This window comes from Amycolatopsis sp. GM8, from assembly GCF_021653975.1.
In the GTDB taxonomy this organism is placed as follows: domain Bacteria; phylum Actinomycetota; class Actinomycetes; order Mycobacteriales; family Pseudonocardiaceae; genus Amycolatopsis_E.
In genome coordinates this window covers 257214-276149 of sequence record NZ_JAJKFK010000004.1, presented here as the reverse complement: position 1 = coordinate 276149, position 18936 = coordinate 257214, and the positions used below count along the sequence as shown (strand labels likewise).

Sequence of the window (18936 nt, the reverse complement as noted above, 5' to 3'; positions counted from 1 at the left end):
CGTCACCGTCCGAAGATCGCGCGCCACCGGGCGTTGGCCGCATTGACCGTGTTGGCATTGATGGCGTTCTCGACGTTCATCGTCTGCACGTCACCGATCTGGCCGACGGTCCCGGGGATATTGGGCAGGACACTGATCGCGTCCTTGTTGATCGCCTGTTGCCCGGCGGGGGTCGCCATGAAGTCGTACAGCACCTGAGCGGCGTTCGGGTGCTTCGCCCAGCCGACGATGTAGGTGTAGAACTGGATCGCCCACTGTGGCTTCGTCGGCACGAACTTGACCGGCGCCCCCTGATCCACCAGGTCCTGCACCGCGACGCTGCTCGCGTAGTCGGTGATCGCGATTTCGCCCGAGGTCAGCGCCTGCAATGTCGGCGCGACCGACGGGTAGAACTGCGGCTTGCCGGCCGCGACCCGCCGGAGGAAGTCCTCGCCGCCGTAGTGCTGCACCAGGAAGCCGTAGAGATCCGCCGAGCCCGGCGACGCGAAGTCGAACAGGCCGACCTGACCGGCGAACGACGGATCGGCGAGCGCGGTGAAGTCGGTCGGCGGGGTGTGCACCAGCGAGGTGTTGTAGGCGAGGCCGAACGGCACGATGTTGTGCATTTGCGACACGCCTTTGAGCGTGATGCCTTCGCGTTTGAACTCGGCACGCTGCGGGTTCGGCCCGGTGGGCGGCGTGAAATTCGCCAGGTTGTCGTACTGGAACGGAACCATGTCGTGCAGTGCGATGTCCGCGCCGCTCCCGCCCGAGTGGCGTTCGTTCTCCAATGCGGTGGCCAGTTCGAGACCCGTCACCCGGGTCGGCTGCATGTCGATCTTGGGGTACTTGTCCTTGAACGCCTTCTGGAGCCGGTCGATCGCGGTCTGTGGCGCGCTGCTGTAGAAGACCACGACTCCCTCCCGCTCCGCCGCGGCGATCGTCTCCTTCCACCGGGCGTCGCCTTCGAGCCCGGGATCAGCGGTGGTCGTGTCGCCGCTGTCCCCTGATGATGATCCGCATGCGGCCAGCGCCCCGCCGAGGACAACGGACGCGATGATGGACAGGCCCATGCGACGTGTGATGGGTTGACTGAGTTTCTGATGCACCTTTGCTCCAGGAACCGTTTGAGGGAAACGATGGTGAGACCGCGGGACGCGACCTCAGGCGCGCCGTCGCGCGCCGGCCGATCCCGAGCCCGACGTGACACGTACCGGTGGATGCCGGCCCGGCGGGCAACTTGAAGTTGAGTTCAGGCTCATGCTAGGTGTCCGCGGAGGCGGTGGCAAGGGTCACAATTGGCCTTTGCCGCCGCCTCCGCGGGCCCGCGGCTAACAGCCCGCTCCGGCGAGCGGGCGCGCCGATATGACCGTCCATTGCGGACTGATCCCGCGGCGAACGGCAATGCCTGCTCAGCGCCCGTGAAGGCTCCTGGGGCTGCCCTGTGGCGACCGGAGTCCTAGACCCACGGTCCGAGGGCGGCGACAGCCTTCACCTCGACCAGCCAGATCGGCGACCCGAGGGTGGCCACGACAGTTGTGGTCGCGGGCGGATGCTCCGGCGAGAACTCCCCCGTGCGCACCCGCACATAGGCATCGAGATCGAAAGGATGGGCAACGAAAGCGGTGACCTCGACGAGGTCCTCCAGGGTCGCGCCGAACGCCTTCAGTTCGCGTTCGACATTGCGGAAGCATTGTGTCGCCTGGGCTTCGATGTCACCCGGAACGACGTTGCCGTCCTCGTCGTTGGCGATCTGTCCGGCCAGGAATACGAGATCGCCCGCACGAACGGCGCCGGACATACCCTTGCTCAGAATTCTGTTGGCGGATGCCTTCTCGACCATGAGAGTCTCCTGAAGTTGAATTCATCCTCAAGGTACGCCGCGGTCAGTGAGATCACAACCCCGACGAGGAGTGCTGACGCGGTTTCATCGAGAACAAAAAGCCACAGGTACCGGCAAATAGTGTTGATTGCCTTGCCCGAAACCTGGCTTCACCGAGCGTCAGATCACGCCGCCCTGGCTCGACGGGTGCGGCATCTCGCTCAGCGTGAACCGGAACAAACGCAGTCTGGCCGTCGATCTGAAAACAGAAGAGGGACGGTGTGCGGTCCGCCGGATGGCCGACCGGGTCGTGGTCCGCGCCACGCCCAGCCGCCTCGCGACAGATCACTCAGAAGCGCGCCCGATAGACCTTCCTCATGCACGGCCTGAGTCAAAGATCCTTTGGGTTTCGCCCGAGTGTGCGCCCAATTGTCAGAAGCGAGGCTCAGGATCGGCGCTTCACTCATAAGCTAGAGCGGTTCTGACCAGAACTTCTGGTCGATTCCGAGAGCATTCAGCCACAGCCGGGTCAGAGTGGCGACAAGTTGATCGATATCGTCGCTGGTTTCGAGGACGAAGGCCTGATAGGCGGCGCGGCTGACCATGCCACCGAGCGAGTGGGCTGTCAGAACCGCGTCCAGCTCGGGGTCCGCGATACCACGTTCCTGCAGTCGCCTTATGGAGCGAATGTTCGGCTCTTGGTACGCAATGCCACGCCGGATGCGGATTGTCCGAAATTCGTCATCGAGGGTTGAGAATTCCTCGAGCACCGCCATCAGGGCAGCGTTCCGCTGGTACGTGTTCAGGTAGTCGCGGTTCGCCGACTCGACCGCACCGTAGATACTGGCGTTCTTCGAACTGGCAATATCGCGATGGGGGCGTAGTAATTCTTCCTCCATCTCGTATATCAAGGCAACGAAGATTTCTTCCTTGGTGCGGAAGTACGTGTAGAAGGATCCGATGGCGACCGCTGCCGTCTCCGCGATATCGGTGATGCGCGCGTTCACGAATCCTTGACGTTCAAAGACCTTCCGCGCCGCGACCAACAGGCGGGCCCGCGTTCGCTCGGCGCGTGGCGAGCGGCGCTGAACGGTTGGCTCGCTCGCCGACGCGGGGGGTTCCGCTTGCCGGCGTCGAGTCTCCGCATTACCGGATCGTCGCATCAGGTGCCTTCGCTCGGATAACTGTCAACCGTTCACTGACCGGCCACTTCGCCCTGGTCGAGTAAGCGCTTCGCACCATGCAAGACCCGGGCATGAACACGTTCGAGACGGCAGCGCCGCGTGAGTGTTCGCCGCTGCGCGGCGAGTGCCTACGAGCAACCGGCCGGCTCCGTGAGGCGGACGATGGCTCCATGTGCCGACCCCCCATCGCAGCTGATAACCCTTACCGCGGACTGTATCCGAATTCACCTTCAGGTGCAAGGGTGGGGCCGCGTGCTACCGCGTTCACCATGATGCCGTGCCGGCTTACCTCGGCCGCGACGGGCGAGTTGGGCGACCATCACACGTGGCGCGAAGCGGCTATAGCGAGCCGCTCCACGTCGCCGTTCAGACGGTGGATATCGACGTCTGATCCGGCTCGGCCACCAGTTCGATATCGTGAGGCGACGCCCAAAGTGATGATCGCGAGCCGCCAGGCCGCAAGACCTACGTAATAGGACAGGTCCCGCAATTCGGCGCCCGTCGCGGCGGCATATCGCGACGTGAGCTCCTGCCGGCCCGGGAATCCGCGAAGTGTGGTGCCACGTGGCAGGACCTCTGTCAGGTCGGACTCGGGCTGCCAGAACAACAGCAGCCAGCCCAAGTCGGCGAGCGGGTCGCCCCGCGTGCACAACTCCCAATCCAGCACCGCTCGCAGCTCCCCGTTGGCCGCGAAGATCGCATTGTCAAGCCCGTAGTCGCCATGCACCAGCGCGGTGCGACGTTGTGGTGGCATTTGTCCGACAAGCCGGGTGTGCACCTCGGCAAGTAGCCGGCTGGCTGCCGAGGTGCCTGATATCTGGCCGGACCAACGCTGAAGCTCGCGTTCCACATAGCCGGTCGATCGTCCAAGATCGCCGAGCCCGACATCGGCCGCATCGGTCAGATGCAGCTCGACCAGTTCGTCGACGAGTGCGAAGGCGGCCGTGCGCCGCGCGGACTCAGGCAGTGCGGCGGCGGTGTCAGGGTCGCGCGCGACGATCCCCTCGACGAACTCCATGACATAGAACGACACCCCGATCAGCGCCGTATCGCGGCAGAACGCGAGCGGCGTTGGAACGTGGACCCGCGACCGCTCCGCAAGGCTTCGGAGGATGCGGAACTCGCGGACCATGTCGTGCGCGCCCGGCACCTCGGTGTGGGCCGGCGGTCGGCGTAATGCAAGCGAACGACCACACGCATCGATGAGCCGGTATGTCAGGTTGGAGCGCCCGCCCGCGACGAGGGTCCCGATCAAGGGCGGAACCACCTTCGGTACCTGTGCCTCGAGCCAGGTCCCCAGCCGATCAAGCGGCAGGTTCGGCGGGTCGTCGGCGCCCATCAGATCGCCGGGCTTCCGGAGTGCTCCCGTTCGTCACCGGTCTGAATCAGCTCGGGCGAAGGGTCCGGTGCTGCCGCGCATCTCACGGCTTGGTGCCGGCACGGGCCGCTCGGCGGCGCTCGCGGAGCACGTCGCCAGGTTCGGCGGACGGAAAGCGTTCCTGTAACGCCGGTGGAATGCCGGCCGGGTCCATGCAAATCCCGAAACGCTCGAGCAGGTGGCTGTGGCCGAGTTGGTGGAGCGTGAACGCGGCGCGGATTGCGGAGGGCTGCCCCTGCACGTCGACGGCCTGGTTCACCGCCTCCTTGGCCAGGCGCAGGGCGAACATCGGCTGCGCCGCGATCCTCCGGGCCAGGCTGAGGGCGAATTCGGTCAGCTCAGCCCGCGGAACGACATGGTTGACCATGCCCAACCGGTGAGCCTCCTGCGCCGTCCAGAAATCCCCGGTGAAGAGCATCTCCTTCGCCTTGCGTGGTCCGAGCTCCCACGGATGCGCGAACCACTCGACCCCACAGATCCCCATCGCCACCACGGGATCAGCGAACGTCGCATCGTCGGACGCCACGATCAGGTCACACACCCAGGCCAACATCAGGCCGCCGCCGATGGTCTTGCCATGGCAAGCGGCGATGGTCGGCTTGGGAATCGATCGCCATCGCGCACACATCTGGAGGTAGATCTCCTCCTCCCGGGCCACCCAGCCCTCGGCGCCCGGTTCCCCGTATCCACCCCAGGTACTGACCTGTTCGAACTCCTCGTGCCACACCACGTCGTCCAGATCGTGCCCGGCGGAGAAGTGCGGCCCGTCGCCGGCCAAAACGATAACCTTCACATCATCGTCGCGCGCTGCCCTGTCGAACGCGTCGTTCAATTCATAAGTCATCCGCACGTTCTGCGCGTTGCGTTTTTCGGGCCGGGAAAGCGTGATCATCGCGATCCCTTCCACAACCTCGTATCGAATGGTAGACGTCATTGGCATCCCCTTTCGTTGTGAAACGTCGTTAGCTGGTGCCGCCGGGCTCGTCCACTGCGAACTGGCGAAGGGCGGCCTCGCGACGGCGCGGAACGTACTCGAGCGGTACGCCGTCGGCGGGTGGCTTGTAGTCCCGCAGGAGCAGGCGCGCCGCGCTCTGTCGGTGCACCTCGTCGGGACCGTCGTAAATACGCGCGGCGCGGGCGCGGCGGTACATCGCCTCCAGCGGCAGGTCTGCGGAGAAGCCGAGCGAGCCGTGAGCCTGGATGGCGCGATCGATCACGTCGTGCAGGACCTTGGCGCCGTAGAATTTGATCAGTGCGATGTCCTTGCGCGCCTCCTTGGACCCGACCGTGTCGATCCGCCAGGCGGCGTGGAGCGTGAGCAGGCGGGCGGCGGCTATCTCGGCGGCCGAGTCGGCGATCCAGTTCTGGACGGTTTGCTTGTCAGCCAGGGTCGAGCCGTGCGAATAGCGATAGGTCGCGCGCTCGCACAGCATGTCGAGTGCCCGCTGGGCCTGGCCGATCCACCGCATGCAGTGATGCACCCGAGCGGGACCGAGCCGTTCCTGCATCATGGCAAAACCTTGCCCACGCCGGCCGAGCACAGCCTTCGCGGGCAACTTCACGTCGGTGAACGTCACTTCGCAGTGATTCTCGATCTGCCCCGGCAATGGATCGGGATCCTCCATTGACGCGATATCCCGCCGAACCTCCACGCCAGGCGTGTCTCGATCGACGATCACAACAGTGGCCCGTTCTTGCGGCGGCGCCTGAGGATCAGTGACGGCTACCACCAACAGGAAGTCCGCGAGCGACGCGTTCGTCGCGAACCATTTGTGCCCATTGAGTACCCAGCCGTCACCGGAGCGCTCCAGGTGGGAACTCAACAACGTCGGATCAGCACCAGCCCCGGGCTCGGTCATCGCGACTGAGGATCGAGCCGTCCCATCCAGTAGCGGAGTAAAGTACCGCTCTCGCTGTTCTGCGGAGGCGTGCGCGGCAAGTAGTTCCAGATTTCCTGAATCCGGTGGTGCGGTGCCGAACAGAATCGGACCTACCCGCGATCGGCCGACGATTTCATTCATCAATGCCAAGCGCAACTGTCCGCGTCCGGTTCCACCGTGTTCAGGTCCTAGGTGCGCCGCCCACAACCCGCGCGCCTTGACCTGGTCGATCAGCGGCGCGGCCGCACGGTCGAACTCGTTGACAGGCAGGGCAAGCGCCTCCAGAGGAATCGCTTGTGTATCGATGAACTCACGGGTCCATACCAGCTCCGCCTCGGTCTCGGCGTCCGTACTGAAGTCCCAGCTCACTGCGTACCCACCGACGAGTCATGCATTGAATTCGCCGTCTCCCTGCGATATCTTGTTTAGCTTTCCGACTCTATTCTGCGTTCTCGGTCCAGGGGCCAATGGCTGCGATGGCCTTCACCTCGACCAGCCAATTGGGCGATCCGAGCGCGGCTACGACACTCGTGGTCGCCGGCGGGTGGGTCGGCGAGAACATTTGGGTTCGAACCCGCACATAGGCATCGAGGTTGAAGGGGTGCGCGACGAAGGCCGTGACCTCGACCAGGTCGTCGAGGGTCGCGCCGAATTCGGCCAACTCCCGTTCGATGTTGCGGAAGCACTGCGTGGCTTGGGCCTCGATGTCACCCACGGCGACGTCGCTGTTCTCATCGAACGCTATTTGGCCGGCAAGGAAGATCAAGTCGCCGACACGCACCGCTCCGGACATGCCCTTACGTGAGTTCGTGTTCGCAGGCGTCTTCGCCACCATGAGCGCTCCTGAAGTTGAATTCGGTCTCAATGTAGCGGGCGTGTCAAGGTGGCACAAGGCTGCAGACCGGCGGCCGTGACTGGCCGAGCCGCAGGTCATCAGCGGTTGGCGGCGGAGGGCCGGCGGACGCTTCGCGAGATCGTCGCGGCACGAAACCGGTTGCGCGCAGAACAGCAGGTCCGACGAACCGGCTCCGGCGGCCGCGAGGAATCTGTTCCCGCGCAGGACGAACCGCGCCCGCGAGTCGCAGTGCTGCCTAACGGGCTGGCGCCCAAACCACGTTCTCAGCACCGCAAGCCTCAAGTTGCATCAGAACAATGAAGCGGACCGTGCAGCACGGCGAGCAGCAGTATTGCCACGCACTAGCAAATGGTCGAATATTCTTTCCCAGCCAACTGATCCGACTGGCAGTCAAGCACTGACTCCAGCTATGGTCAATCGCATGAACACGCATCCCGTGCGCGGATGCAACGAACAGGTGTGCAAGTCCCCTCGGACACACGCACTAACCACACGGGGCGACACCGAAGCGATGGCGGTGCGTCCTGTTGGTTCGCATTCGAGCTGAACATTCAACTTGTCGTAGAGTCGTTCCAGGGCATCCAGGTTCGCGTACTTCAACGCAGTACCATCGTCACCGAGCGGGTCGATCCTCGCGTACAGCTCAGCGTCATTGATCGTGTTGGGTGGTGGTGCGCTGTGCTTGCGCCTCGCTGATCGACTCGGCCAGGGCTGCCGGATCGACACCGGCTTCGATCGCCGCTTGAAGACGACGCAGCCGTGTCTCCGCTGTCGCGAGTCGCTTCTTCAGCGTCTCCGCCGCTGCCCGGACTTCGCCACCAAGATGGCCCGCATCCTGGACCTGTATGACCATCCACCCACCCATGGTCGCGTGATCTGTGTCGACGAGTTCGGGCCACTGAACCCGCAACCCCGCTCTGGTCACGGCTGGTTCCGGCGTGGCCAACCAGCCCGACTGCGCGCCACTCATAACCGGAAGGCCGGAATGCGGCAGATGTTCGCCAGGCTGGATCTGGTCTCGGGCAGGTGTTCTACCGGTACCGTGACCGCAAACGCCGGCCGCAGTTCCTCGACTTTTGCAAACAGCTCCGCCTCCGCTCCCCGACTGGGAAGCGGAGGCGGAGCTGCGACAACTACAAGCCACACGCCAAGGCCCAGGTCACCGAGTGGGATGGCAGCGACTATCCCTCTCATAACGTTCAGGAAGCCGCGAACGCCGGCTATCTCCGTTGGCGCAACCGGCATTGCCGCCCCAAACGCCACTTCGCGGTCGGCTCAAAGGTCCGCCGTCCGGATTACCTACCCAACGTTGCGTGACGCGGCACTAGGAAGATGGTCCATCAGGCCGTCATCTCGCAGCGGCCTCGGCGTAAGAGCCGGAACGGACATCGTCGGTCAGCGATCGCGGCGCGGGACTCCAGCCGAAGGTGTCGCGGGCCTTGGACGCATCGAGGCGGCTCGTCGTCGTCAGGGTGCGGGCGGCCGGTCCGAAGTTCTGTTCCGCGACCTCGAGCGGCACGGATGCCACCGGCTTCCCGGTCAGGTCTCCGATCGCTTCAGCGAGCGCTCGGAACGCGAACGGCACGGCGCCGACAGCGTTATAGACGCCAGAGACCGGGTGTTCGAGCGCCGCGACGTACAGGTCGGCGAGGTCGTCGATGTGGATGGGGGTCCATGCGTTCTCCCCGTCTCCAACGTAGATCGACGTGCCGGTGTGCTGGGCGGACTGGATCAGTCCCGTCACGAGCGCGGAGCCACCGCGGCCAAAGACCAGCCCGGAGCGGATCACGATGCCGGAGATGCCTGCCTCGCCGCGGACGATGCGTTCAGCCGCGACCTTCACCGGCTGCGCGCTGACCTCCGGCAGAACAGCATCCTCCGACGTGTCCTGGTCCTCCTCGAACCCGTAGACCAGCCCGGTGCTGGTGAACACGAACGGCTTCGGGACAGTCCCGGACGCGGCGCCGGCGACCAGCGCCTTGACTGCGGCCAGTTCCGTCGCCGTCGATTCGTCGGTCATCGTGTAGTCGACCGCGGCATGAATGACGGCATCGGCCGCTGCCGCAGCGCCCGTGAGGACGGCGGTGTCGCTGAGCGACCCAGCCACAGGTGTGGCACCCGCCTCGTGCAGGCGGGCGGCGCCGGCGTCCGAGCGGGCAAGGGCTGCGACGTCGTGTCCGGCCGTGACGAGGTGCTCGACGAGGACGGTGCCGAGATAGCCCGTCCCGCCGGTGATGAAGACCTTCATGGTGATTCCGTTCCTCAGCGGTTTCGCTGTCGAACCAGCACGCTAAACTCTTACATCGGTGTCAATGTCAAGTGGAAGCGAGCGTGGGGCATGAAGATCGGCGAGCTGAGCCGGGCGTCCGGAGCAAGTCCGAGGTCCCTGCGGTACTACGAGGAGCTCGGCTTGATATCGTCCGTCCGGCGGCCCAATGGATATCGTGACTATGACGAGGCGACGGTGGGTGTGGTCTCGACCATCAAGTCGCTGCTCGACCTGGGGTTCCCCATGACACTGATTGAACGCGTCCTGCCGTGTACGGGCGAAGCCGGTCCGCTCGAGGGGGAGTGTTCTGGGATCATGGCCCGGGTGACGGAGATCCGCGACGAGATGGATGACAAGGCTCATCGACTTCTCGAGACCCGGGATGCCCTCACCGCGTTCCTGAGCCAGCAGCCGTCCTGACCGTTTACGTCCGGGCTCACGATCCGTCGCCGGTGCTTCGAGTGGAGAGCGGTCAGGCGAAGAGGGCCGCGTCGATGTGGCGCACGGCTGTGAAGCATCGCGTCGACTCGGCGGTGTAATAACGCGACGAGGTCCATGCCCGGGGCGTGGAAGTGCCGTGACCGACCGGCCCCTTAGCTCTGCTTGCCGCTGGTCCACCGCGCGCAACGGCAGGTTAACGACCGCGCGGATTCCCTGAGATGAACTGGTCGATTGTTCGGCACCCTCCTCAACTCTCACAGAGCGGACTGTCAGGAGGACACCCGTGTTTCGGGACATCACACAGCGAACTGCAGGCGTGTGGTTAGCGTGCAACTCCCCCTCGGACACACGCGCTAACCACACGGGGACGGACCGTCACATCGACAGTCCGTTCTTTTGGTTTGTAGCGCAGTTCGAGGTCCAGCCGACGGTATAGCCATTCGAGCGTGGGCAGCTTTTTCGCCGTGAGCACTGTCGCGACGTCACCAAGCGAGTCGATCATCGCATAGACCTCTGCGTCGGTGATTCGCTTCTCCTCGGGCGTATTCGCCAGTTCGGCGAGCGCCGCCGCACGTTCAGCTTGAGCCTGGTGGATCACGTCCACCAGCGCGGCCGGGTCTACGCGCCGATCCGGTGGCGGCTTGATATCGCCGCAGGCGGGCGTCAGTATGCGCTAGCCGCTTCCGTGCGGTCGCGGTGCCTGCTCCGGCATCCGGCAAGCTCCGAACATCAAGCAGTCCTGCGACCGTCGTGTCCACGTTCTCGGGTGCGAAAACCCGCATCAGCCAGACATTGATGTCTGACACCACTGTGTCCTCGCGCAGGTTCACCGTCTTTGGGTGGTCCGCCAATTGCGGAGAGCCTGGAGCGATCGTCCGCGCCGCGCACCGATAGTAGGCGGACTCGCGTACGGTCTCGCCCCGCATCTTCCGGCCGCACGCTACGCACCGAACACGACGGCGCAACAGGTATGTCCGCGCTACGCCCGACGCCCTGCGCTCCGACTTTCGCGCGGTCGCGAAGCCGCCCGCTGACTTGGCGCGCCGCAGCAACTGTGCCTGCGTGAACATCTCTACCGACACGATCTCCGGATGCGCCTGCGTCCGCGAGCGAACCACCCGCTCCGGCGCCGAGCGACGGGACCGGACAACGTGTCCCGCCGCCACGTCGTCCGGATCGAGCAAGGTCTCCTTCTTCGTCCAGCGACCGAAGAATACGTAGCGGGTGTGGCGGGGATTCTCCAGGATCGAGCGCACAATGCTGCCCTGCCAGCCGTCGGCGAGCCTATGCCGATTCTCCTCGGGCCGGTTCATCGACGGACACGCGATGCCATCACGGTTCAGCCCGTTGGCAGTCGCCCGGTCACCGAGACCGTCGAGATACTCCCCGAAGATCCGCCGTGCTACAGCCGCACACTCGTCATCCAGTGCGAGCACACGCAGCCGGTAGCCTTCGGCTGCTTTGCCCAGCGCAGCTGACCCGTCGTACTACCTGCCACGTGACAACTTCGGGATGACGTTGTCGGCATGGCCGAAGCGCGAGCGGGAAGGCTTGGCAATCCGCATGCCGAACATCGCCAGTCCTTCGACCGCTCGCGGCAATTCCCATCCCGCCGCCAAGATTCTCACCACGTGTGCGGGCGGCACCGGCTCCTCGGCCGGCAGCCACGGCGACCTTCCGTTCAGGTATTTGCTGAGGAGACGGACCTCGTCCTCAGTGATCTTCCTTTCGTAAGCGGGAAGCGGAGGAATGCGGAACCCGAACCGGCGCAGCCCGGCGACCACCTGGGGCACTGATAGGCCGAGGTTCCGGGCGGTGGCGTAGATGTGCCCCGGCGGCACCACCCGCTCGATGTCCAGTGGCCGCGCGCCACGAAGGTTCTGGTCCGGCAGGATCATCAACTGGTCGATCACCTCCGACTCCTCTGGCAGCAGAGATGACTCCGAAACCTCGTATCCGAGTCGCCCGAGCCGTTTCGCGACGTCGATCCTGCGCCGCCCGGACTCCTTCGCAATCTGGAGGACCTCGGTGATCGTGAGGGGTTTGTCGACGCTCCGCCAGGGACTTCTGCCGTTCCGGAGCATGCTCACAAGGAGCTTGTCACCAGGATCCCCGCCGTCGAACGAGTGCGAACCGGGCGTCTCCACTTGGTAACCGAGCAGGCCCAGCCGCTTGCCCACCTCCTCGGGCGATCGACCGAGGAGCTGGGAGGCCACCAGCAGGTGGCCCCACGGGACCGTCTCCCACACACTCAGCCAAGGCGCGCGGCCGTCGAGATCCCGGCTTATCAATACCGCGTCGTCCGGCTGGATTTCCGGCAGTTCAGGCGGGCGAAAACCGAGTGCATGGAGTCTCGCCCCAATGAGGGGTGGCGAGATTCCCGTGTCCGCAGCCAGGCTGAAGACACGGCCTGCGGTGACCCCAAACCTGGGCAAAAGCCAGGGGGACCTGCCGGTGAGGCCGAAGCTCAGTAGCAGGGGGTCGAACTGCTCGACACGGTCCGGAATTTCCTCCGCTGCCGGGATATGGAATCCGAACAGCCTCAATCTGTCCGCGACCTCGCGGGGTGACCTCCCGGTCTTGAGCGCACCGGCCAGCAGATGCCCCAACTGCACCCAGTCTCCGGCATGCCAAGGCGATTTCCCATCCTGGTTCACGCTCACCAGTACCAGGTCGTTCCGGTCGTAAGCGAGCGGGAAAGCTTCGACGTCGGGCACGCGGTACCCGAACCGCGTCAGCCGGTCGGCGACCTGAGCGACAGTGCGCCCGGTCGCGGCGGCCGCGGCCAGCAGGTGTCCGGCGCCTACCTTCGACGACAACCTGAGCCACGGGTCTCGCCCGTCACACTTCTCACTGAGGAGAATCACATCCCCATCCGCCAAATCGGCGGGGACGTGGTCGGGAAGTTCCAGTTCGAATCCCAGGTCCCGCAAGCGACCGGCGAGCTCGGGCACTGGCTTCCTCGTCGCGAGCGAAACGGACACCAGGTGTCCGAGCCGTACGGGCAAGAGCTTTGACAGCCACGAAGACCTGGTCGCCAGTGGTCTCGATTCATCGGGGTTGATCCGGCTCGAAAGGAGGATGTGGTCGGATGGGCGGGCGACGATGTCCCCGGCGACGCCCCCACCCGCGGTTGCCGTACCAGCCTCCGGCCTCGTCTCCAGCCGCCATCCCAGCACGCGAGCTGGCAACTGGTCGACGACCTCGAACTGGTTCCGGTCACTCCGGAACAGGTGGTCGTCCGCAGGGAAGCAGCCGGCTCGCCCGATCGAGACCTCACGCCCGGCGACCACCCAGGGCGCGAAGTTCGCCGCCACCGCGCGAGCGAAGATCTCGTCCGCGACATGAGGGCTGTGCAGCACGAAGTTCGCCAGCCATTCGTGGGACAGGACGCCCGCCTCGGAGGTGAGCAGGTGTGGGATCTGAGCCAGCAGCGCCTGCTCCACCCAGGACCGGTCGTAGGAGATCAGGTGGGTGCGGTCCACCGTCAGCTGAGGGGCGTGCGCCGCGGTCAGATCGACCACGACACCGTGGAGCGCACTCCCTGCCCAGATTCCGTCCGCGAGCAGGCCACCTTTGCCGTCGCACCACCAGATCGCCGGGTCGCTGGTCGGCACCACCCGCTTGACCAGTCGCTGGGCGTCGGGGCGAGCGGGTCATTCGCCCCTATCGGCGCATCATCCGAAAGGTCTCCAGCCCCGTAGCCCAGTTCACCGGTGACGCCTCGCGCTTCGACGTCGAAATCACTGATCCACAGGATTCTCCGCAGAACATCCGCGCACGAGAATTGTCCTACTCCCATCCGCAGGTGCAACCGGACCCGAGTCCCCGCTTCCTCGCCCCGCCCTTGGTCCTGCACTTTGAAAAGCGTCCCGGGCCCGGCGATGCTCACGCTGAGCCGCCGCCCCGGCCTGCCCTTCCGATCGAGCCGGCACGTTGAAATGCTGATCTCGTCGGCCAGCATGAAATAACTCAGCACGCCGATCCCGAACCTGCTGTTCGGAAACAGTTCGATCCCCGCTTCCCGCCACTGCGCGTGTTCCTCGATGTACTCGGGCAGGTCGTGGAACCGCACGCCCGCGTACGAGAACACGTCGACCAGTTCCCGGAGGCCCATCCCGATACCGTTGTCGACGCAGTCCAGGTAGGGGCGTCCCTGTTCGTCTACTCCCTGCCGGAACGAGATCCGGCCCTTCCAGGGCTGCGGAGCGGCTCCCGTCGACCGGAGGAAAGCAAGCCGGGCACGCCGATACCGGCACGCGTCGAGGGCGTTCTGGTAGAGCTCTCTGACCGCCAGGGTCGCGTCGCCGTACAACTGCTCGCCGGTCAGCAATTCTTGCACGCGGTCGTCCGCCAGTCGGAAACGGAACGCCCCGTCGTAGGCACCGGGTGCGCCCCGGACGAGATCCGCGTTCGCCCCTGTGGGCAGGCCGGCCAGCGGCTTCAGCGCCTCGTACCGGTCGGCGAGTGCATCGACCTGCCCGAGGAACTCGTCGACCGAGCTCGCGTGCTCCGTCAGCGCCTGTCCGACCGCCTGGTGCTGGCAACGTGCCTTCAATACCCGGCTTCTGCCACGTTTCTCCCAGGTTGCGGCGGCGACGGTGGCGTGCAGGGCCGGCAGATCGATCGAATGGACGATTCCCAGATGGTCCGCGACAACGTCGGGCAGGCTCGCCGGGGCGATGGCGAACCGGTAGGCTGTGGCGATCACCAGTGCGATCAGGCGCTCACGCACCTCCTGTTCCAGATCGAGGGAGCTGGCGACGAGCCTGCGCTCACACAAGCTGTTCTCCCGGTCCGAGGACACGAGGACCGTCGTATCCATGCGCACCGAGCAGACGAGCGCGGCGAGATGCCTGGGATCGAACACCTCGGCGGCCAGGCCATTGAGCTCAAAGCTCAGCAGATCTTCGTGCCCCAGGTGGGAATCCGGCCGGGTCACCAGCCACCGGTGAAAGAGCCACCAGCGGATCTCCTCGGCTCCGTCGCCCGACTCCAGCCGCCGGTGGAGCCGCGGATGGCCCGCCACGAAACGGGAGAACTGCTCCGCCTGCGACCCCTCCCCATCGCGCACCGCGGTCCAGGCGCCCGCGGCAACCGTCAACCAGTAGTACTCGTGCAGGAACGGGAGAGCCACCAGCAGCGCCGCTTCCGCGGCTCTCAGACCGACCGTGGCCGGGTCGAGTACCTTGCTGACCAGCCATTGGGTCCGCACCGTGGTCCTCGCGGCGAATCCATGTTCGTACCAGGGATCCTCCGACATGTCCGGGATGCGCGCGGCGAGCTGCTCCACCAGGTCCACGGTTGCGTCCCGCAGCTCCTCCACCCCCGGCCGGTCCGCAACCAGTGTCCAGGCAGTGTGTTCGCGGGCGAGCGCAGACCATTCGTGTCCATGACCGGCGGGATGCCGGGCCGGGGCCGGAACCAGCACTAGCTCGTCACGGTCTACCTCGGTCAGCAACCGCAGGTTCTGTCGCCGCAGCTGCTGCTCACGCGTCAGCGAGTCGACCTCCCGCTGCAGCGCCGGCATCACGTCGGCGAGGCTCCCGGTCCGGAGCCGCTGCTGGAGCACGGTGCTCAATGCCCTCGACAGGACGCTGAAGCCATCACTGCTGTAGCCGGCTCGCTCACCCGGCGAGCAGGCATACAGGTAGGCGATGCGCTGCGCTGCCACGTGCGCCACCTGCCGCTTGGTCCAGCCCTGGACGGCTACGCTCTTCGCTGGGGTGGTGATGCCTTCCCGGCAGGCGTCGACGAATGTCACGACAGAGGAGGCCGCGCTGTTCTCGACATACTTGTCGAAGTCGATCGGCAGGCACATCCCGGCGAAGTCGTGCGCGTCGGTCATCGCGCCGGCAGGCACCAGGTAGTCCATTCCCTGTTGATGGATGCCGTGACCGCTGAGATAGATCAACAACGTCTGACCGGGAGCGGCGTTTTCGACGAACTTCTCGACGCGGTACTGAAGGAGCGAGAGATCAGTTTCGTCGGGGGCGTTGAGGTCGACCTCGTACCCGGCCTCCTCCAGGGCGTGCGCCAGTTCGTCCAGGTCGTCATCGACGAACGGAAGATCGGCGATCGATTCGTCCCGGTAGTGCGGGACACCGATCAACAGCGCCCGAAACGGCGACCGGTTCATTGACCGAAGGTCAATGTGATGGCTCCCTTGCCTGAGACTTGCGCCGTACCCACGAGCGTGATGCCGCCGGTCGCGGTGACCTCGAACGCTACCTGGGCGGTTTTCAGCGGAAGGACGCCAGCCCCCTCAACGACTCCTTCGAGGACTTCACGCAAACCCTCGACTACCTGTTGGACATTCTTTTTCAACACGTCGACGGGCACCTTCCGCACGGCGAATTCCTCCTGGTTCCGCCGGAAGATTCCCTTTTCCCCACCGTTCACGTCGGCTTCGTCGTCGATCGTCACCAAGAACGGAAGCTCATCCACTGAGTCCGACATCCACGTCCCCATCTCGCCAACTGACTGGAGTTCGATTCTCGTGCACGAACTTCGCGTTCCGCTACCTTCCCACCACAACCGCCGGACGTTCTCGCCGCTGCGGCCTCTCGCGCCGCCTTTCGACAGCCCATCCAGCAATCGCCGCAAAGGCTTGACCCGCTCGAGCCAGGTCTCCGACCTGCCCACCAGATCGGTCCCTAGTACGAAGCAGTCTGGGATGTGCTCGATCAGGAAGCCCATGTCGGCCCGGGTGCACCGCTGTCCTCCAGTGCGAGATCCAGCAGCTGCCAGGAGGTGTCCGCGTGCAGGCAGGGTTGCGTCCCCGTAACCCGGCCTGCACCTCGTGCTGTCGCTGCGGCTCCACGCGCCGCGAAGCAGCTGTATGGCACCACGCGACCGTCGTCTCGGGGTGGCGTTCCAGCATCCGATTCAACTGGCCCGCTAGCGGTAAGTCGGCTCGGATCAGGAGTCCATCGGGCAGGACAAATTGGTGTGATAGCTGTCGGAATCTCATGGGGCCCGAACTCGCACTCAAGCCGTCCGCCGAACACGACGCTCAACCAGGCGGCAGAAGCTTGTGGTTAGTGTGCAACTCTCGGACACCGACAACCAAACCTACGGGCGGGGTCGAGAATGGCGTACACCTCGGCACGGTCGAGCGGCCCGACTATCGGGGACATCGCGCTCACCGCCGCGTCTCGTACCTGGTCAGCACCACGCCGCCGGGAAACGTCCGTGTCTCCACCAGGTTCAGGTTCACCCAACTGTCCACCGCGGTGAAGAACGGTGTGCCGCCGCCCACCAGCACCGGATGGGTCACGATCTCGTACTCGTCGACCAGCCCGGCCCGCATGGCCGCGCCGGCGAGCGTTGCGCCACCAACCCTCATCGGCTCGCCGTCCTCGGCCTTGAGCCGGGTGATCTCCTCGACCGCGTCACCGGTGACCACACGGGTGTTCCAATCGACCTTGTCGACCGTCGAAGAGAACACCACTTTCGGCGTATCCCGCCAGTTCCGTGCGAACTCGACCTGCGCCGGGGTGGCGCCTGGCTGCTGATCGCCGGTCGGCCAGTAGGAGCTCATGGTCTCCCACAGCTTTCGCCCATACAGAAACAGACCAATCGCTCGCTCCTGGTCGAGCCACCACTGAAACAGCTCGTCGTTCGGCTCGCTCCAGCCGATGTCGTCGCCCGGCGCGGCGATGTAGCCGTCCAGGGACAGGTTCATGCCGTAGACCAGCTTCCGCATGGCGCCATGCCTCTCTGTCACTCGGTCTCGGGAGTCTAGAACGAAACCGCGAGTGCCTGAACCGCGACGCCTGGGCCAACGAACTCGAAGCGCGGGCCGTGATCGGCGACTTCAAAACAATCCGTCACAGAACGAGGGACTTCGTCGTGATCATGATGGTGCGTCCAGCGGTCAGCGCAACCTCGTCGACGAATGACGCGGTGACGGACATGCCCTGAGACTCCATGAACGGGATAACGGTCCCTTCCATGTAGCGCACCCACTCGGCGCGGCGGCCGGGCCGAGTCTGGTACCGGCGAATCTCGTAGAACATCTCAGTTCTCCCCCATCGTCAGAACGAGCTTGCCCCGAGTGCGGTCGCTCTCGCCCCGGGTGTGGGCTGCGGCGGCCTGCTCCAGCGGAAAGGCCGCCTCAACCTCAACGGACACCTCGCCCGCGTCGATGAGGCCGGCGATCCGGGTCAGGGCCGTTCCGTCCGGCTCGACCAGGAACGCGCTGACCCGCAGCCCCTTGGCCTCGGCCGCGGCGGCCAGCTCGGCGGAGACACCAGCGGGGATCGCCACGAGCAGACCGTTGGGGCGCAACACGTTCAGCGACCGGGTGCTGGTGTCGTCGTGCGCATCGCCGACCAGGTCGATGACCACGTCGACGTCCCGCACGGCGTCCTCGAAGCGCACGGCGGTGTAGTCGACGAGCGCGTCCGCGCCCAGTTTGGTCAGCCAGTCGTGGTGGCGGCTGCTGGCGGTGCCGATGACGTGGGCGCCGAGGTGCTTGGCGAACTGGACGGCGAAGTGCCCGACGCCGCCGGCGGCCGCGTGGATCAACACACGCTGCCCGCGCTGGACATCGGCGGTATCGACCAGCGCCTGCCACGCGGTGAGCGCGGCCAACGGCACGGCGGCGGCCTGTTCGTGGCTGATGGTCGCCGGCTTGCGGGCGAACTGCCGGGACGGCGCGGTGACGTACTCGGCGTAACCGCCCGCCGCGCGGGGGAACCACGGCATGCCGTAGACCTCGTCGCCGGGCTTGACGGTGGTCACCCCGAAGCCGACCTGTTCCACCACACCGGAGACGTCCCAGCCCAGGACGAACGGCGGTTCGCCCAGCACGCCGGCCATACCGTTGCCGGCACGGGTCTTCCAGTCCACGGGGTTGACGCCAGCAGCGCGCACTCGCACCAAGATCTCGGTCGGCAGCGGTTCAGGTCGCGCGATCTGCTCGACCCGCAGTACTTCTGAACCACCGAGCTCGTGCTGGACCACAGCGCGCATCGAGGACGCGGACATGCTTGTACTCCTACGGGGAAAGGTGATGAAAGGCCGTTCGGGTGGCCTTCGCGGTACCAGCCGACGATATCCAGCAAGATATAGTTACCCGCAAGGATCACTACTTCCCTTTGGGAAGTATGCAGTTGAGAGG

General features: G+C 65.3%; 19 protein-coding genes. 2 read left to right on the top strand and 17 right to left on the bottom strand.

Annotation, left to right across the window (positions count from 1 at the left end):
- Window positions 1-2 precede the first annotated feature (2 nt).
- Together LOZ83_RS19885 and LOZ83_RS19880 are read right to left on the bottom strand one after the other, a co-directional pair.
- On the bottom strand, window positions 3-1052 hold the full coding sequence (locus LOZ83_RS19885; RefSeq protein WP_236792352.1) for an extracellular solute-binding protein: 1050 nt from the start codon (window positions 1050-1052) through the stop codon (window positions 3-5).
- Between the two features lie 386 nt (window positions 1053-1438).
- The gene (locus tag LOZ83_RS19880; protein ID WP_236792351.1) at window positions 1439-1822 is read right to left on the bottom strand and encodes a RidA family protein; all 384 of its coding nucleotides are present in this window, start codon (window positions 1820-1822) and stop codon (window positions 1439-1441) included.
- Between the two features lie 127 nt (window positions 1823-1949).
- Between LOZ83_RS19880 and LOZ83_RS40800 the strand changes: the two genes are divergently transcribed.
- Window positions 1950-2270 carry a CoA transferase gene (locus LOZ83_RS40800; protein ID WP_374202678.1) on the top strand — a complete coding sequence of 107 codons (321 nt, stop codon included), beginning with the start codon at window positions 1950-1952 and terminating at the stop codon, window positions 2268-2270.
- A gap of 1 nt (window position 2271) precedes the next feature.
- On the opposite strand, the gene LOZ83_RS19875 is transcribed toward LOZ83_RS40800, so the two are convergent.
- The 7 genes from LOZ83_RS19875 to LOZ83_RS19845 all read right to left on the bottom strand — a co-directional run bounded on the left by LOZ83_RS19875 (window position 2272) and on the right by LOZ83_RS19845 (window position 9347).
- Window positions 2272-2964: a TetR/AcrR family transcriptional regulator gene (locus LOZ83_RS19875; RefSeq protein WP_255824469.1), complete on the bottom strand. Its 693-nt coding sequence runs from the start codon at window positions 2962-2964 to the stop codon at window positions 2272-2274.
- 340 nt (window positions 2965-3304) lie between these two features.
- Complete coding sequence (locus tag LOZ83_RS19870) at window positions 3305-4324, bottom strand: phosphotransferase family protein (protein WP_236792349.1); 1020 nt, start codon at window positions 4322-4324, stop codon at window positions 3305-3307.
- An 82-nt stretch (window positions 4325-4406) separates the two neighbouring features.
- Window positions 4407-5297 (bottom strand): enoyl-CoA hydratase, encoded by an 891-nt coding sequence (locus LOZ83_RS19865; RefSeq protein ID WP_236792348.1) that lies wholly within the window; start codon window positions 5295-5297, stop codon window positions 4407-4409.
- 28 nt (window positions 5298-5325) lie between these two features.
- Complete coding sequence (locus LOZ83_RS19860) at window positions 5326-6612, bottom strand: acyl-CoA dehydrogenase family protein (protein ID WP_236792347.1); 1287 nt, start codon at window positions 6610-6612, stop codon at window positions 5326-5328.
- 70 nt (window positions 6613-6682) lie between these two features.
- Entirely contained in the window at window positions 6683-7078 is a 396-nt protein-coding gene (locus LOZ83_RS19855) for a RidA family protein (protein ID WP_236792346.1), read from the bottom strand.
- 670 nt (window positions 7079-7748) lie between these two features.
- On the bottom strand, window positions 7749-7952 hold the full coding sequence (locus LOZ83_RS19850) for a hypothetical protein (RefSeq protein WP_236792345.1): 204 nt from the start codon (window positions 7950-7952) through the stop codon (window positions 7749-7751).
- Window positions 7953-8447: 495 nt separating this feature from the next.
- Complete coding sequence (locus LOZ83_RS19845) at window positions 8448-9347, bottom strand: NAD-dependent epimerase/dehydratase family protein (RefSeq protein WP_236792344.1); 900 nt, start codon at window positions 9345-9347, stop codon at window positions 8448-8450.
- 90 nt (window positions 9348-9437) lie between these two features.
- Here LOZ83_RS19845 and LOZ83_RS19840 point away from each other — a divergent pair, with 90 nt between their 5' ends.
- Complete coding sequence (locus LOZ83_RS19840; protein ID WP_236792343.1) at window positions 9438-9788, top strand: MerR family transcriptional regulator; 351 nt, start codon at window positions 9438-9440, stop codon at window positions 9786-9788.
- A gap of 343 nt (window positions 9789-10131) precedes the next feature.
- Here the strand turns inward: LOZ83_RS19840 and LOZ83_RS19835 are convergent, their stop codons facing one another.
- The 8 genes from LOZ83_RS19835 to LOZ83_RS19800 form a co-directional block, all read right to left on the bottom strand.
- The gene (locus LOZ83_RS19835) at window positions 10132-10407 is read right to left on the bottom strand and encodes a hypothetical protein (RefSeq protein WP_236792342.1); all 276 of its coding nucleotides are present in this window, start codon (window positions 10405-10407) and stop codon (window positions 10132-10134) included.
- Window positions 10385-11245 (bottom strand): recombinase family protein, encoded by an 861-nt coding sequence (locus tag LOZ83_RS19830; protein ID WP_236792341.1) that lies wholly within the window; start codon window positions 11243-11245, stop codon window positions 10385-10387. The genes LOZ83_RS19835 and LOZ83_RS19830 overlap by 23 nt, the downstream gene beginning before the upstream one ends.
- Before the next feature lie 51 nt (window positions 11246-11296).
- Window positions 11297-13126, bottom strand: a complete 1830-nt coding sequence (locus LOZ83_RS19825; RefSeq protein ID WP_236792340.1) for a hypothetical protein — start codon at window positions 13124-13126, stop codon at window positions 11297-11299.
- Between the two features lie 194 nt (window positions 13127-13320).
- Window positions 13321-15948: a caspase family protein gene (locus tag LOZ83_RS19820; RefSeq protein ID WP_236792339.1), complete on the bottom strand. Its 2628-nt coding sequence runs from the start codon at window positions 15946-15948 to the stop codon at window positions 13321-13323.
- Window positions 15945-16508: a hypothetical protein gene (locus tag LOZ83_RS19815; protein WP_236792338.1), complete on the bottom strand. Its 564-nt coding sequence runs from the start codon at window positions 16506-16508 to the stop codon at window positions 15945-15947. The genes LOZ83_RS19820 and LOZ83_RS19815 overlap by 4 nt, the downstream gene beginning before the upstream one ends.
- 445 nt (window positions 16509-16953) lie before the next feature.
- Complete coding sequence (locus LOZ83_RS19810; RefSeq protein WP_236792337.1) at window positions 16954-17517, bottom strand: dihydrofolate reductase family protein; 564 nt, start codon at window positions 17515-17517, stop codon at window positions 16954-16956.
- A 124-nt stretch (window positions 17518-17641) separates the two neighbouring features.
- Entirely contained in the window at window positions 17642-17830 is a 189-nt protein-coding gene (locus LOZ83_RS19805; protein ID WP_236792336.1) for an NIPSNAP family protein, read from the bottom strand.
- 1 nt (window position 17831) lies between these two features.
- Window positions 17832-18788 (bottom strand): NADP-dependent oxidoreductase, encoded by a 957-nt coding sequence (locus LOZ83_RS19800; protein WP_236793491.1) that lies wholly within the window; start codon window positions 18786-18788, stop codon window positions 17832-17834.
- Window positions 18789-18936 lie beyond the last annotated feature (148 nt).